Below are 14,085 nucleotides of genomic sequence, written 5' to 3' on the forward strand. Positions count from 1 at the left end.
GCGCCCTGCCGTGCGCCGAGCCGAGCATCGCCGTATGACGACAACCCAACTTCCGTACCAGGCCGTATCGGTGAAGCCCAGGCGACGACGCCGCGTACTGCTGGCCGCTGTCCTGATCCCGCTCGGCGTAGTGCTGGGACCGCTCGCCGGGGCCGCCGCCTTTCTGGTCACCGCCACGGCGACACCCCGTATCCCGCTCCTCGTCGCCGCGGCGCTGGCAGCGCTGATCCTGGCCTGTGCGCTGCCCGTATACGGGGCCCTGCGCCGACGAGGCGTGACCGCCGCAGTCACCGCGGCCGTGGCACTGATCACCTCGCTCGCCGCGTTCCTGACGGTCTTCCATCCCCTCGACGTGGCCGCGCCGCGCCCCCGGTCCGAGCCGACCGGCTACTGGAACCTGCCGACCGGCTCACGGCTCGCCTACACCCTCCAGCGCGCCCAGGGCACCCCGCGCCCCACTCCGGTGATCGTCCTGCACGGCGGCCCGGGCACCCCCGGCGACGGCCCCGATCCGGTGGAGCGCGCCCTCGCCGCACGCGGCTACGACGTCTACGCCTACGACCAGCTCGGTTCCGGCCGCTCGGACCGGCTGGCCGACCCGACCGGCTATACGGTCGCCCGTCAGGTCGCCGATCTGGAGGCCGTACGGGTGCGGATCGGCGCCGACCGTGTCGTCCTGCTCGGCGCCTCCTGGGGTACGACGCTCGCCGCCGAATACCTGGCCGCGCACCCCGGCCGCGTGTCCCGGATGGTGCTCACCTCCCCGGGCGTCCTGTGGGCACCGGCGTGGCAGGGACGCGACGAGGGCGACATCTGGGACCGGCTCACGCCCGCGCAGGAACGCGGGATCGACGCCCTGGAGGCCAGTTCCCGCCTGGCGGCCTGGTCGCTGCTCATGGCCGCCAGTCCGCGCGCCGCCCACGCGCTGGTCCCCGACGCCGAACTCGACCCCGTCTTCGCCAAGCTGCTCACCATCGCCGCCCCGGCGGCCACCTGCCATCCCGACCGACCGCTCAAGAACCTGCCGGGCTCGCTCCCCGGCTTCTACTCCAACCAGCTCACCACGGAGGACCAGCTCACCGTCCCCGACCCGCGCCCCGCGCTGCGCCGCGTGCGCGTCCCGGTACTGGTCCTGCGCGGCGCCTGCGACTACAAGAACCCCGCCATCGCCCGCGAGTACAGCGAGATCCTCCCGAACGCCACGCTCCGGACCATCCCGGACGCGGGCCACATCATCGACGCCGAACAGCCTCAGGCGTACCGAGGGGCGGTCACTGGATTCCTCACCGGCCGCCCCTGAGGCACCTGATCTGTGCTTGGGGCGCTTGGGGCGCTTGGGACAGGAGCCGCCAGTCGGTGGCGTGGCCGTTGGGGCCACTCGCTTCTTGGCCAGTGTCGTGCTTCCACGACCCGAGTAAAGGGCGCTCCGCGTCGCCTTCGGCGATGACCCTTCGGGTCACCCTTGACTCGGCTCGCTCCAGCACGGGGAAGAAGCGAGCGAGCGGCCCGGAGAGAAACGGGTGTCCTGACCGGGGTCTGCGGTGAGGCCAGCTGCCATCCGACCGGCGTTCACGGACGCGGACCCGCCTCGCCAGCACGCCGGGCCGGTTCAGCGACGAACGGCGAGTGGGGGATGCGGGCGCGCGCCGAGCTGGTGGAGGCACGCCGTGATGGTGTGGCGGCTTGCGGTCCACGGTCGCCTGGGCGCGGCTGCGGCTGCGGCTGGGGGGTTGGGTGGCGGTCGGATCGGGTTCCGGCTCTCGTGATGGGTAATTGGCGGATTTGTTCCAGCCCAGGCGAGTGCCACCAGGTGTTTCGGGTCGGCGGGTTGGAACAAATCCGCCAATTACAGGGCGGGAGCAGGCCGTGAGGGGGATGGTCGGCGGGTTCTCGAGTGGCTGAGGCGCGCCCCGGCCACTCACCGGGCGCCGCCGCCGGGCGGGGTGCCGCTCCTGCGTGCCGCCACCCCGCCGACGCACGCCCTGCCCCCACCGAGCCCGATGCGCCCCGTACCCCCACTCGCCGATGGCCGCCAAACCGACCGGGCGTGCCCCGCCAAGCCTGGCGCGCTCCCGCACCCCCACTCGCCGATGGCCGCCAAACCGACCGGGCGTGCCCCGCCAAGCCTGGCGCGCTCCCGCACCCCCAATCGCCGATCGCCGCTAAACCGGCCCGGCGTGCCCCGCCAAGCCCGGCGCGCACCCCAAACCACCCACTCGCCGATCGCCGCTGAACCCGCCCGGCGTGCTGGCGAGGCGGGTCCGCGTCCGTGAACGCCGGTCGGATGGCAGTCGGCCTCACCGCAGACCCCGGTCAGGACACCCGTTTCTCTCCGGGCCGCTCGCTCGCTTCTTCCCCGTGCTGGAGCGAGCCGAGTCAAGGGTGACCCGAAGGGTCATCGCCGAAGGCGACGCGGAGCGCCCTTTACTCGGGTCGTGGAAGCACGACACTGGCCAAGAAGCGAGTGGCCCCCACAGTGCCGATGAACTCCGTCCAGGCACCCGGCCCGATCAACAGCACCGCCCCACCGGGCACCTTGCTGTCACGGACCGGGATGACGTCGGGGAAGTCGTACGCGACCTCGACACAGTCGCCGCCGTTGCCGTCGCTGTAGGTGCTCTTGCGCCAGTTCGCGTTGCTCAGGTCGTACTCGCGCATCGTCTGAAGTCCTCCGCCGCCGATTCGATCAAGTCCAGGGACACCCCCGGCGACAGCGCGGCGGCCCTGAGTAGATCGTATGCCGACTGTGCCCGCTTCACCACGGCCGGATCGTCCAGCAGAGTCCCCGAATACACGGCTTCTGTATAGGCCGTTGGCGGTGCGTCCTCGAACTCCATGAGCTTCAGTGACCCGGTCATGGCGGCGTACGCCCCAGCCGCGTACGGCACCACCTGCACCAGCACCGTCCGCTCGCGTGCCAGCGCGGCGACGTGCTCCAGTTGCTCCGCCATGACCGCCGGTCCGCCGACCGGGATACGCAGCACGTTCTCATGCAGGATCACCCAATACACGGGCCCTGTAGCGCCGTTGAGGATCCGCGCCCGTTCCATGCGGCCGGACACCTTTTCCTCGATGTACTCGTCCGGCGCGAACGGGTTCATCGCGAGCGTGACCGCTCGCGCATACTCCCCCGTCTGCAACAACCCCGGCACCAGTGCCGGCGCGAACTCGCAGATCTTCGTCGCGAGTGCCTCCAGCTCCGCCGCCTTCGCGAAGTAATCCGCGTACCGCGGGTCGTCAATGAGCTTCTGGCACAGCCGCTCGAAAATACCGTCGGTTTGCAGCACCCCGTCAATCCGCTGCGCCACATCCAATTGCGGTTTCCGAATCGCCTGTTCGAACTGTCCGATGTACCCACCGGACACGAAAACCCGCAACCCCAGCTCCACCTGCGTGATCCCCGCATCCTCCCGCCGTCGCTTCAGCTCCGCCCCGAAGAACTCCCACACCGCCTGCCGTGAACCGTTGGCCATGGCCAACCTCCTTTCACTGCCTCTCACTTGTAAGGCCAAGACCCCTCCCGAGTGTAGGCACAGAGCGGCACCATAGGGATACGAAGAGTGAAACCCGAAAGGAAAGGGGAGCACGGTGGGGTCGATGGAGTCACGGCACTCGGCGGTCTGCGTCGAAGAAGCGGAGGAAACGTTGAAAGAATTGCGCGCGGCACTCCTTATGGCGGGAATTACACTGCCGTCACTCGGGCTCGATCCGGTGAGCCTTGCACGAGAAACACCCTGCCCGCTCGTGGAATTGGGGCGGTGTTCCGTGGAGACCGCGCGGCGACTCGCGGCGGCGCTGCGGTGAAGCCGCCGGTGGGGGCGTACGTCGTGGACACCCGTACCGGGCGGGTGGGGATCGTCATGGGGCACGAGGGGCCCTACGTCCAGCTGAGGCCGCACGGTGGTGGCAAGGAGTGGGACGCCGAGCCGGACGCGGTCCGCAGGGCCACCCCGGCCGAGCGGATCGGCGCGGCGACGGCGTACGCCAACGCTCGCAGCCGCGGTGAGGTGCCTTGAAGCACAGAACGCGGGTGAAGCACCGGGCGCGGCCGCCGTAGGCGAGAATGGCCCCATGAGTCTGTTCCGCGACGACGGCATCGTGCTGCGCACCCAGAAGCTGGGTGAGGCGGACCGGATCATCACGCTGCTCACGCGTGGTCACGGGCGGGTGCGGGCCGTGGCCCGCGGCGTGCGCCGGACCAAGTCCAAGTTCGGGGCCCGCCTCGAACCCTTCTCCCACGTCGACGTGCAGTTCTTCGCGCGGGGGAGCGAGCTGATCGGGCGCGGCCTGCCGCTGTGCACGCAGAGCGAGACCATCGCGCCGTACGGCGGCGGGATCGTCAGCGACTACGGCCGCTACACCGCCGGGACCGCCATGCTGGAGACCGCCGAGCGGTTCACCGACCACGAAGGGGAGCCGGCGGTGCAGCAGTACCTGCTGCTCGTCGGTGCCCTGCGGACGCTCGCCCGGGGCGAGCACGCCCCGCACCTCGTCCTCGACGCCTTTCTGCTGCGCTCCCTCGCCGTGAACGGGTACGCGCCCAGTTTCGGCGACTGCGCCAAGTGCGGCATGGCCGGGCCCAACCGGTTCTTCTCCGTGGCCTCCGGCGGCTCCGTCTGCGTCGACTGCCGGGTCGCCGGCAGTGTCGTACCGTCGCCGCAGTCCCTGGAACTCCTCGGCGCGCTGCTTACGGGAGACTGGGAGACCGCGGACGCGTGCGAGCCGCGGTACGTCCGGGAGGGGAGCGGGCTGGTCTCCGCCTACCTGCACTGGCACCTGGAGCGCGGGCTGCGCTCACTCCGTTTCGTAGAGAAGTAGCGACACCACACGAGCGACCCACACAAGCAACCCACACAAGCAAGCCAGAGGAGACGAGAAGCACATGGCCGTACGCGGGATCATGGGGCGCCAGCGGCGCGAGTACAAGACGCCGGAGCCGCACCCGTCCGGCGCCCGTCCGCCGAAGCTCCCCGGCGAGCTGATCCCCAAGCATGTGGCGATCGTCATGGACGGGAACGGCCGCTGGGCCAAGGAGCGCGGGCTGCCGCGCACCGAGGGGCACAAGGTCGGTGCCGAGCGGGTGCTGGACGTGTTGCAGGGCGGAGTCGAGATGGGCGTCGGCGCGATCTCGCTGTACGCCTTCTCCACCGAGAACTGGAAGCGTTCGCCGGACGAGGTGCGCTTCCTGATGAACTTCAACCGGGACTTCATCCGCAAGACCCGCGACCAGCTCGACGAGCTCGGGATCCGGGTGCGCTGGGTGGGCCGGATGCCCCGGATGTGGAAGTCCGTCGCCAAGGAGCTCCAGGTCGCCCAGGAGCAGACCAAGGACAACGACAAGCTGACGCTGTACTTCTGCATGAACTACGGCGGCCGGGCCGAGCTCGCGGACGCGATGCAGGCCATGGCGGAGGACGTGAAGGCGGGACGGCTCGCTCCGTCGAAGGTCAACGAGAAGACCATCCAGAAGTACCTGTACTACCCGGACATGCCGGATGTGGATCTGTTCCTCCGCCCCAGCGGTGAACAGCGCACCTCCAACTACCTGCTCTGGCAGAGCGCTTACGCCGAGATGGTCTTCCAGAACGTGCTGTGGCCGGACTTCGACCGCCGCGACCTGTGGCGCGCCTGCGTGGAGTTCGCGTCCCGTGACCGGCGCTTCGGCGGGGCGATCCCGAACGAGGAGCTGCTGGCCATGGAGGGCGGCGGGGAAGAGTAGAAGAGCAGGCGGCCGGGTCGGCCGCCGGCCGGGGTGGGCGCGGCTAGGCCGGCTTCGCCGCGCACTCCGCACACGTCCCGAAGATCTCCACCGTGTGCGCCACGTTCACGTACCCGTGTTCCGCCGCGACGGCCTCCGCCCACTTCTCCACGGCCGGGCCCTCGACCTCGACGGCCTTGCCGCAGATGCGGCAGACGAGGTGGTGGTGGTGATCGCCGGTGGAGCAGCGGCGGTAGACGGACTCGCCGTCGGAGGTGCGCAGGACGTCGACCTCGCCGGCGTCGGCCAGGTTCTGGAGCGTGCGGTAGACCGTGGTCAGTCCGACGGCGTCGCCCTTGTGCTTGAGCATGTCGTGCAGTTCCTGCGCGCTGCGGAACTCGGCGACCTCGTCGAGCGCCGCCGCCACAGCGGCACGCTGCCGAGTGGCGCGGCCCTTCACGGGCGGTCCAGCGGTCGTCACCGATTTGCCTCCTTACGTCTGTGCCTGCCGGGCCATTGTGCCAGCCCGGTCTGTCAGCGGTCAGACGCCGATCTTGCCCGCTGCCTCCCGGCCGGCCGGAATCGCGCACTCCGCCGGATCCCCGGCGGGCTGTTCGGCGGCCCGGGCCCGCGCGCGCCGCCGGGCCAGCGGGGTCGCCAGCGCGGTCAGCACGATGAACGTCGCGATGGTCAGCAGCACGATCGTCGCGCCGGGCGGGACGTCCTGGTAGTACGACGTCACGGTGCCGCCGGTGGTCACCGAGACCCCGATCGCCACGGCGATGGCGAACGTCGCGGCGAAGCTGCGGGTCAGCTGCTGTGCCGCCGCCACCGGGACCACCATCAGGGCCGACACCAGCAGCAGGCCCACCACGCGCATCGCGACGGTCACCGTGACCGCCGCCGTGATCGCCGTCAGCAGGTTCAGCGCGCGCACCGGCAGGCCCGTGACCCGGGCGAACTCCTCGTCCTGGCTGACCGCGAACAGCTGGCGGCGCAGGCCCACGGTGACCAGGACCACGAAGGCGGCCAGGACGCAGATCGCCGTGACGTCCGACTCGCTCACCGTCGACAACGAACCGAAGAGGTACGACGTCAGGTTGGCGTTCGAGCCCGTCGGCGCGAGGTTGATGAACATCACGCCGCCGGCCATACCGCCGTAGAAGAGCATCGCGAGGGCGATGTCGCCGCGGGTCTTGCCGTACCAGCGGATCAGCTCCATCATCACGGCGCCGAGGATCGACACGAGGGTCGCCATCCACACCGGCGACCAGGACAGCAGGAAGCCGAGGCCGACGCCGGTCATCGCGACGTGGCCGATTCCGTCGCCCATGAGGGCCTGGCGGCGCTGGACGAGGTAGATGCCGACGGCGGGAGCGGTGATGCCGACCAGGACGGCGGCGAGCAGGGCCCGCTGCATGAAGTCGTAGTTCAGGAAGTCCATCAGCTCAGCAGCCCCGTCCGGATCGGTTCGGCGTCGTGAGCCCCGTGCGGGTGCACGTGGTCGTGGCCGGGCAGCGCGTGCTGGCCGAGCGCCCGCGGCGGCGGGCCGTCGTGCGTCACGCAGCCGTCGCGCAGGACGACCGCCCGGTCGATCAGGGGCTCCAGGGGGCCCAGTTCGTGCAGGACGAGCAGGACCGTCGTACCGGAGGCCACCTGGTCCCTGAGCGTACGCGCCAGGACCTCCTGGCTGGCCAGGTCCACGCCCGCCATCGGCTCGTCCATGATCAGCAGTTCGGGTTCGGCGGCGAGGGAGCGGGCGATCAGGACGCGCTGGTGCTGGCCGCCGGACAGGGCGTTGACGGAGTCCTTCGCGCGGTCGGCCATGCCGACGAGGTCCAGGGCGCGGCGTACGGCCTCGTGGTCGGCCTTGCGCAGCATGCCGAAGCGGGCGCGGGAGAGGCGGCCGGAGGAGACGATCTCGGTGACCGTCGCGGGGACGCCGCCGGCGGCGGTCGTGCGCTGCGGTACGTAGCCCACGCGCGCCCAGTCGCGGAAGCGGCGGCGCGGGGTGCCGAAGAGCTTGATCTCGCCCGCGCTCACCGGTACCTGGCCGATGACGGTGCGGATCGCGGTCGACTTGCCGGAGCCGTTGGCGCCGAGCAGCGCGACGACCTCACCGCGGTCCACGGTGAGGTCGATGCCGCGCAGGACGGGCCGCGAGCCCAGCTCGGCGCGTACGCCGCGCAGGGATATGACGGGCTCGCTCACGAGGTCCTCCGTAACTCTGGTTGCTCGGCGCTTACTTGGCGCCGAGGGCGGTTTGCAGCGCCTTCAGGTTGGACGTCATGACCTGGAAGTAGTCGTCGCCCTTGGACTTGTCGGTGATGCCCTCGAGCGGGTCGAGGACGTCCGTCTTGAGGCCCGCGTCCTGGGCGAGGGTCTTCGCGGTCTTGTCGGACACCAGTGTCTCGTAGAAGACGGTGGTGACGCCGTCGGCCTTGGCCTCGGTCTGGAGTTCCTTGATCCGGGCCGGGCTGGGCTCGCTCTCCGGGTCGAGGCCGGAGATGGCCTCCTGGGTCAGGCCGTAGCGCTCGGCGAGGTAGCTGAAGGCGGCGTGGTTGGTGAAGAAGACCTTGCTGTCGGTGTTCTTCAGGCCGGTCGCGAACGAGGTGTTGAGCTCGCCGAGCTTCTTGACCAGCGCGGCGGCGTTCTTCTTGTAGTCCGCCGCGTTGTCCGGGTCGGCCTTCTCGAAGGACTTGGCGACGCCCTGGGCGACCTCGGAGTACTTCACCGGGTCGAGCCAGATGTGCGGGTCGAGGGCGTGCTCCTCCTCCTCGGAGGGGGCTTCCTCGGACGGCTTCTCCTCGCCTTCGTGGCTGTGCTCGGTGGAGCCGTGGTCCTCCAGCGTGGTCAGGGTGGCCGCGTCGATCTTGTTCTTGACGTCGGCCTGCGCGACCGCTTCGTCGACGGCGGGCTGGAGATCCTTGAGGTAGAGCACCGCGTCGGTCTCCTGGAGCTGCGCGGTCTGCTGGGCGCTGATCTCCAGGTCGTGCGGCTCCTGGCCGGGCTTGGTGAGGCTGGTGACGTTCACATGGTCTCCGCCGATCTGCTCGGCGAGGAAGGCCATCGGGTAGAACGAGGCGACGACGTCGAACTTGTCCGTGTTGGCAGCCGCCTCACTGTCGCTGGAGCAGGCGGAGAGGGTGGCGATGCCGAGGGCGGTGGCCGCCGCGACCGCCATGCCGGATATGTGGTGTCGTCGTACGTTCATGACAGTCATTTTCAACAAATATGGAAACCGTTGTCAACAAACGTGGTGAGAGGCCTGATACAGGTACCGATTTGATTGGAGGGGAGTCCCCGCCGGTAACCTGAAGCATTCGCTCTGAAGCATCTCGCTTCGTCGCCCGTCGTCGTAATGAAGAGAGCACCGTGGCCGCCGACAAGATCGACACCATCGTCAGCCTGAGCAAGCGCCGTGGCTTCGTATTCCCCTGCAGTGAGATCTACGGCGGTCAGCGCGCCGCCTGGGACTACGGGCCGCTGGGTGTCGAGCTCAAGGAGAACCTCAAGCGCCAGTGGTGGCGCTACATGGTGACGTCGCGCGAGGACGTGGTCGGCATCGACTCGTCCGTGATCCTGGCCCCCGAGGTCTGGGTCGCCTCCGGCCATGTCGCCACCTTCACGGACCCGCTCACCGAGTGCACCTCCTGTCACAAGCGCTTCCGCGCGGACCACCTGGAAGAGGCCTACGAGGCCAAGCACAAGCGCCTCCCGGAGAACGGCCTGGCGGACGTGAACTGCCCCAACTGCGGCAACAAGGGCCAGTTCACCGAGCCCAAGCAGTTCTCGGGTCTGCTCTCCACCCACCTCGGCCCCACCCAGGACTCCGGCTCGATCGCGTACCTGCGCCCCGAGACCGCGCAGGGCATCTTCACCAACTTCGCCCAGGTGCAGACCACTTCGCGCCGCAAGCCGCCGTTCGGCATCGCCCAGATGGGCAAGTCCTTCCGCAACGAGATCACGCCCGGCAACTTCATCTTCCGCACCCGCGAGTTCGAGCAGATGGAGATGGAGTTCTTCGTCAAGCCGGGCGAGGATGAGAAGTGGCAGGAGTACTGGATGGAGCAGCGCTGGAACTGGTACACCGGCCTGGGCCTGCGTGAGGAGAACATGCGCTGGTACGACCACCCGGCCGAGAAGCTCTCCCACTACTCCAAGCGCACCGCCGACATCGAGTACCGCTTCCAGTTCGGCGGCAACGAGTGGGGCGAGCTGGAGGGTGTCGCCAACCGCACCGACTACGACCTCGGCGCCCACTCCAAGGCCTCCGGCCAGGACCTCTCCTACTTCGACCAGGAGGCCGGCGAGCGCTGGACGCCGTACGTCATCGAGCCCGCGGCCGGTGTCGGCCGCGCGATGCTGGCCTTCCTGCTGGACGCCTACGTCGAGGACGAGGCGCCCAACGCCAAGGGCAAGCTGGAGAAGCGCACGGTGCTGCGCCTCGACCACCGCCTCGCCCCGGTGAAGGTCGCGGTGCTGCCGCTGTCGAGGAACCCGGAGCTCTCGCCCAAGGCCAAGGGCCTCGCCCAGGCGCTGCGGCAGAACTGGAACATCGACTTCGACGACGCCGGCGCGATCGGCCGCCGCTACCGCCGCCAGGACGAGATCGGTACGCCGTACTGCGTGACGGTCGACTTCGACACGCTGGACGACAACGCGGTGACGGTGCGCGAGCGCGACTCCATGAAGCAGGAGCGGGTGTCGCTGGACCAGATCGAGGGGTACCTGGCGGGGCGTCTGATCGGCTGCTAGGAGCGTAGTTCGCTCATTGGCCCTTGATACGAGTGCCGTTGTGGACCTGTATCAAGGGCCGACGCATGTCCAGGGTGGCCGTATGAGCATCGCGTTTCTCCTGACCACCCTTGTTGTCTGTGTGACCCCCGGTACCGGTGTCGTCTACACCCTCGCCATCGGGCTCTCCCGCGGCCGTCGCGCCGGTGTCGCCGCGGCCGTCGGCTGCACGTTCGCGGTCGCCCCGCATGTGCTGGCCACCGTGACCGGCGTCGCCGCGCTGCTGCACGCGAGCGCGACGGCGTTCCAGATCCTCAAGTACGCCGGTGTCGTCTACCTCCTCTACATGGCGTGGGCCATGGTGCGGGACAAGGGCGCGATCGACGTCGACCAGAGCCCCGCGCCCGCCTCCGCACGGCAGTTGATCGTCCGGGCCGTGCTGATCAACGTCCTCAATCCGAAGGTGACGATCTTCTTCCTGGCCTTCCTGCCCCAGTTCGTGAGCCCCGACGAACCGCACTCGGCGCTGCGGATGCTGGCGCTCGGCAGCGTGTTCATGCTGGTGACGTTCCTCGTCTTCGTCGCGTACGGCGTCCTCGCGGCGTCGGTACGCAGCCATGTCGTGTCACGGCCCCGGGTGATGACGTGGCTGCGGCGGAGTTTCGCGGGGTCGTTCCTGGTACTCGGGGTGAGGTTGGCCTATGGCGGCTGACAGATGAACGGATGACAGCTGACAGATATTGAAATCTGTCAGCTGTCATGTCAGGGTGGAGTGCATGACGACGCAAACCCGAACCCTCGGATCCACCGGCCCCCAGGTCTCCGCCCTCGGCCTCGGCTGCATGGGCATGTCCGCGCTGTACGGCGACGCCGACCGGGCCGAGTCCATCGCCACCATCCACGCCGCCCTGGAGGCGGGCATCACGCTGGTGGACACCGGCGACTTCTACGGGATGGGCCACAACGAACTGCTGATCGGCGAGGCCCTGCGCACCGCGCCCGCCGCCCGGCGCGAACAGGCCCTGGTCAGCGTGAAGTTCGGCGCGCTGCGCGACCCGGACGGCGGCTGGTCCGGCTACGACGGCCGCCCGGCCGCGGTGAAGACCTTCGCCGCGTACTCGCTCCAGCGCCTCGGCGTCGACCACCTCGACGTCTACCGGATCGCCCGGCTCGACCCTGCCGTACCGATCGAGGAGACGGTCGGCGCGATCGCGGAACTGGTCGAGAAGGGGTACGTCCGGCACGTGGGCCTGAGCGAGGTCGGCGCCGAGACCATCCGCCGGGCCGCCGCCACCGCGCCCATCTGCGACCTCCAGATCGAGTACTCGCTCATCTCGCGCGGCATCGAGACCGAGATCCTGCCGACCACCCGTGAGCTGGGCATCTCCGTCACGGCGTACGGCGTCCTGTCGCGCGGTCTGATCTCCGGGCACTTCAGCAGCGACCGGCAGCTCGCCGCGAACGACTTCCGCGCGCACTCGCCCCGCTTCCAGGGGGAGAACCTCCAGCACAACCTGAACCTCGTCGAGGCGCTGCGCAAGATCGCCGAGCAGAAGGGGGTCTCCGTCGCCCAGATCGCCATCGCCTGGGTGCTGTCGCGGGGCGACGACATCGTGCCGCTGGTCGGCGCGCGGACCCGGGAGCGGCTGGCGGAGTCGCTCGGCGCGCTGGACGTGACGCTGGAGGCGGCCGATCTCGCCGCGATCGAGGAGGCCGTACCGGCCGATGCCGCCGCCGGCGGCCGCTACCCGGCGGCGCAGATGGCGCACATCGAGAGCTGACCCGGCCACCAGGTACGTTTCCCTCATGGCACCGACCAGACCGACCGGCGAGGCACTGACCGCCGAGCGCATCCTCGAAGCCACCGAGGACGTGCTGCGCCGCCACGGCCCGGCCAAGGCCACCGTGGTGGACGTGGCCCGCGCGCTCGGCGTCAGCCACGGCAGCGTCTACCGGCACTTCCGGACGAAGGTGGCGCTGCGCGAGGCGGTGACGAAGCGGTGGCTGGACCGCACCTCCATGGCGCTCTCCGGGATCACCGCCGACGAGGAGCGTGACCCCGGGCAGCGGCTGCGCGACTGGCTCGCGACCCTCTTCGAGGCCAAGCGCCGCAAGGCGGCCGACGATCCCGAGCTGTTCGCCACGTACAGCGTGCTGACCGGCGAGTACGGCTCGGTGGTCGGCGAGCACATCGCCGACCTGACCGCCCAGCTGACCCGGATCGTCCAGGCGGGCGTCGACACCGGCACCTTCACGGTCCCCGACCCGGCCACCGCCGCCCGCGCCCTCTTCCAGGCCACCGACCTCTTCCACCACCCCTGCCATGCGGCGAAGTGGGAACAGCCGGGCGTGGAGGAGGACTTCGAGGCGGTCGTGGATCTGGTGATGCGGGGGCTGGAGGCCACCTAGTGCCGGGGTACTAGGCCGTGCACTGCCAGAAATCCCGCATCACCTTCGGCGGCGTCGGGCTCTGCATCGCCACCTGGGTCAGGAGGATGGTGACCGTGTTCGTGGTCGGGACGACATACGCCGTCGTGCCGGTGCCGCCGACCCAGCCATAGCGGCCGGGGACGTTCCAGGGATCGATCGGGGTGACGTCGACCTGGCCGCCGTAGCCCCAGCCCTGGCCTTCCAGGAAGAGGAAGTTCAGCTCGCGCTGGCAGGCGGTGAGGTGGTTGCTGGTCATGCGGCTCACGGAGGTCGGGGTCAGCAGGCGGTGGCCGTTCGCCGTGCCGCCCGCCAGCAGCATGCGGGCGAAGGACAGCCAGTCGTCGGCCGTGGAGACCAGGCCGCCCCCGCCCGAGGGAAAGGCCGGGAGGCCGGCCCATTCGCCGTTCGGAGGGTCCGCCAGTTCCAGGGCGCCCAGGTCGGCCACGCGGTAGTGGCTCGTGAAGCGGTCGCGTTTGGCCGGCGGGACCTCGAACGCCGTGTCCGTCATGCCCAGCGGCTCGAAGATCCGCTCCGCCAGGAACTGGGGGAACGTCCGGCCCGAGGCCCGGGCGACCAGGATGCCCTGGAGGTCGGAGCACGTCTGGTACAGCCAGGCCTCGCCCGGCTGGTTCAGCAGCGGGATCCGGGCGAGGGCGGCCAGCCAGGTGTCCGGATCCGGGTACGCCTGCGGGGCGCGGCCGTCCTTCTGGACCTCGAACAGCGCCCGCACCGCGGGGAGCGAGAAGTCCGACGGGAAGCCCCAGCCGGCCCGGGAGCTGAGCAGGTCCTCGACCGTGATCGGGCGGTTCGCCGGGACCATGTCGTCCACGGGAGCGGCCGGGGTGCGCACCACCATCGGCTTCGACAGCTCCGGCAGCCACTCGTCCACCGGGTCGTCCAGCCCTATCCGCCCGTCCTCCACCAGCATCAGCACCGCCGCCGCCGTGATCGGCTTGGTGATCGAGGCGATCCGGAAGATCGAGTCCCGGGCCATCGGGGTGGTGCCGTCGGCGTCCTGGAAGCCGGCCGTCACCACCTCGACGTCGTCACCGCGGGCCACGAGTCCGACGGCCCCCGGGACCGTCCCGTCGTCGATGTGCCGTCGCAGGGTGTCGTGCAGTGCGCTCATGGGCGGGCCTTCCGATGCGTCGCGGTCCAGGAGTCGTGGTCGTGGTCGTAGCGGTTCGTACGACTCCTGCCGTGGCGGAAAGTCATCGGTC

Annotated in this window: 16 protein-coding genes; 9 read left to right on the forward strand and 7 right to left on the reverse strand. The window is 69.8% G+C overall.

Annotated elements, in window-relative coordinates; all coding sequences use genetic code 11:
* The first annotated feature begins 34 nt into the window (after nucleotides 1-34).
* The gene (locus AB0I77_RS02040; protein ID WP_363280323.1) at nucleotides 35-1,300 is read left to right on the forward strand and encodes an alpha/beta hydrolase; all 1,266 of its coding nucleotides are present in this window, start codon (nucleotides 35-37) and stop codon (nucleotides 1,298-1,300) included.
* A 1,124-nt stretch (nucleotides 1,301-2,424) separates the two neighbouring features.
* On the opposite strand, the gene AB0I77_RS02045 is transcribed toward AB0I77_RS02040, so the two are convergent.
* Nucleotides 2,425-2,658 (reverse strand): DUF397 domain-containing protein, encoded by a 234-nt coding sequence (locus AB0I77_RS02045; protein WP_363280324.1) that lies wholly within the window; start codon nucleotides 2,656-2,658, stop codon nucleotides 2,425-2,427.
* Entirely contained in the window at nucleotides 2,640-3,473 is an 834-nt protein-coding gene (locus AB0I77_RS02050) for a helix-turn-helix transcriptional regulator (RefSeq protein ID WP_363280325.1), read from the reverse strand. Before AB0I77_RS02050 ends, AB0I77_RS02045 begins: the two co-directional genes overlap by 19 nt.
* A 124-nt stretch (nucleotides 3,474-3,597) precedes the next feature.
* Between AB0I77_RS02050 and AB0I77_RS02055 the strand changes: the two genes are divergently transcribed.
* The 4 genes from AB0I77_RS02055 (at nucleotide 3,598) to AB0I77_RS02070 (ending at nucleotide 5,719) form a co-directional block, all read left to right on the forward strand.
* Nucleotides 3,598-3,804 carry a hypothetical protein gene (locus tag AB0I77_RS02055; protein WP_363280326.1) on the forward strand — a complete coding sequence of 69 codons (207 nt, stop codon included), beginning with the start codon at nucleotides 3,598-3,600 and terminating at the stop codon, nucleotides 3,802-3,804.
* The gene (locus AB0I77_RS02060) at nucleotides 3,801-4,016 is read left to right on the forward strand and encodes a hypothetical protein (RefSeq protein ID WP_363280327.1); all 216 of its coding nucleotides are present in this window, start codon (nucleotides 3,801-3,803) and stop codon (nucleotides 4,014-4,016) included. The genes AB0I77_RS02055 and AB0I77_RS02060 overlap by 4 nt, the downstream gene beginning before the upstream one ends.
* Before the next feature lie 55 nt (nucleotides 4,017-4,071).
* Nucleotides 4,072-4,818, forward strand: coding sequence for a DNA repair protein RecO (gene recO / locus AB0I77_RS02065; protein ID WP_363280328.1), 747 nt, complete (start codon nucleotides 4,072-4,074; stop codon nucleotides 4,816-4,818).
* Between the two features lie 64 nt (nucleotides 4,819-4,882).
* The gene (locus AB0I77_RS02070; protein WP_363280329.1) at nucleotides 4,883-5,719 is read left to right on the forward strand and encodes an isoprenyl transferase; all 837 of its coding nucleotides are present in this window, start codon (nucleotides 4,883-4,885) and stop codon (nucleotides 5,717-5,719) included.
* Nucleotides 5,720-5,762: 43 nt separating this feature from the next.
* Here AB0I77_RS02070 and AB0I77_RS02075 read toward each other — a convergent pair whose 3' ends face one another.
* The 4 genes from AB0I77_RS02075 to AB0I77_RS02090 are packed head-to-tail and all read right to left on the reverse strand — an operon-like array spanning nucleotide 5,763 to nucleotide 8,912.
* A complete protein-coding gene (locus tag AB0I77_RS02075; RefSeq protein ID WP_363280330.1) occupies nucleotides 5,763-6,179 on the reverse strand; it encodes a transcriptional repressor in 417 nt (138 codons plus the stop codon).
* 60 nt (nucleotides 6,180-6,239) lie between these two features.
* Nucleotides 6,240-7,142, reverse strand: coding sequence for a metal ABC transporter permease (locus AB0I77_RS02080; protein WP_363280331.1), 903 nt, complete (start codon nucleotides 7,140-7,142; stop codon nucleotides 6,240-6,242).
* Nucleotides 7,142-7,909, reverse strand: coding sequence for a metal ABC transporter ATP-binding protein (locus AB0I77_RS02085; RefSeq protein ID WP_363280332.1), 768 nt, complete (start codon nucleotides 7,907-7,909; stop codon nucleotides 7,142-7,144). The genes AB0I77_RS02080 and AB0I77_RS02085 overlap by 1 nt, the downstream gene beginning before the upstream one ends.
* Nucleotides 7,910-7,940: 31 nt before the next feature.
* A complete protein-coding gene (locus tag AB0I77_RS02090) occupies nucleotides 7,941-8,912 on the reverse strand; it encodes a zinc ABC transporter substrate-binding protein (RefSeq protein WP_363280333.1) in 972 nt (323 codons plus the stop codon).
* Between the two features lie 161 nt (nucleotides 8,913-9,073).
* Here AB0I77_RS02090 and AB0I77_RS02095 point away from each other — a divergent pair, with 161 nt between their 5' ends.
* The 4 genes from AB0I77_RS02095 (at nucleotide 9,074) to AB0I77_RS02110 (ending at nucleotide 12,844) form a co-directional block, all read left to right on the forward strand.
* Entirely contained in the window at nucleotides 9,074-10,456 is a 1,383-nt protein-coding gene (locus AB0I77_RS02095) for a glycine--tRNA ligase (RefSeq protein WP_363280335.1), read from the forward strand.
* Nucleotides 10,457-10,538: 82 nt separating this feature from the next.
* A complete protein-coding gene (locus AB0I77_RS02100; RefSeq protein ID WP_363280336.1) occupies nucleotides 10,539-11,147 on the forward strand; it encodes a LysE family translocator in 609 nt (202 codons plus the stop codon).
* A 64-nt stretch (nucleotides 11,148-11,211) separates the two neighbouring features.
* Nucleotides 11,212-12,216, forward strand: a complete 1,005-nt coding sequence (locus tag AB0I77_RS02105; RefSeq protein WP_363280337.1) for an aldo/keto reductase — start codon at nucleotides 11,212-11,214, stop codon at nucleotides 12,214-12,216.
* Nucleotides 12,217-12,241: 25 nt separating this feature from the next.
* The gene (locus AB0I77_RS02110) at nucleotides 12,242-12,844 is read left to right on the forward strand and encodes a TetR family transcriptional regulator (protein ID WP_363280338.1); all 603 of its coding nucleotides are present in this window, start codon (nucleotides 12,242-12,244) and stop codon (nucleotides 12,842-12,844) included.
* A gap of 10 nt (nucleotides 12,845-12,854) precedes the next feature.
* On the opposite strand, the gene AB0I77_RS02115 is transcribed toward AB0I77_RS02110, so the two are convergent.
* A complete protein-coding gene (locus AB0I77_RS02115; RefSeq protein WP_363280339.1) occupies nucleotides 12,855-13,994 on the reverse strand; it encodes a serine hydrolase domain-containing protein in 1,140 nt (379 codons plus the stop codon).
* Nucleotides 13,995-14,085: the final 91 nt, after the last annotated feature.

The organism is Streptomyces sp. NPDC050619, from assembly GCF_040654815.1.
Classification (GTDB): domain Bacteria; phylum Actinomycetota; class Actinomycetes; order Streptomycetales; family Streptomycetaceae; genus Streptomyces.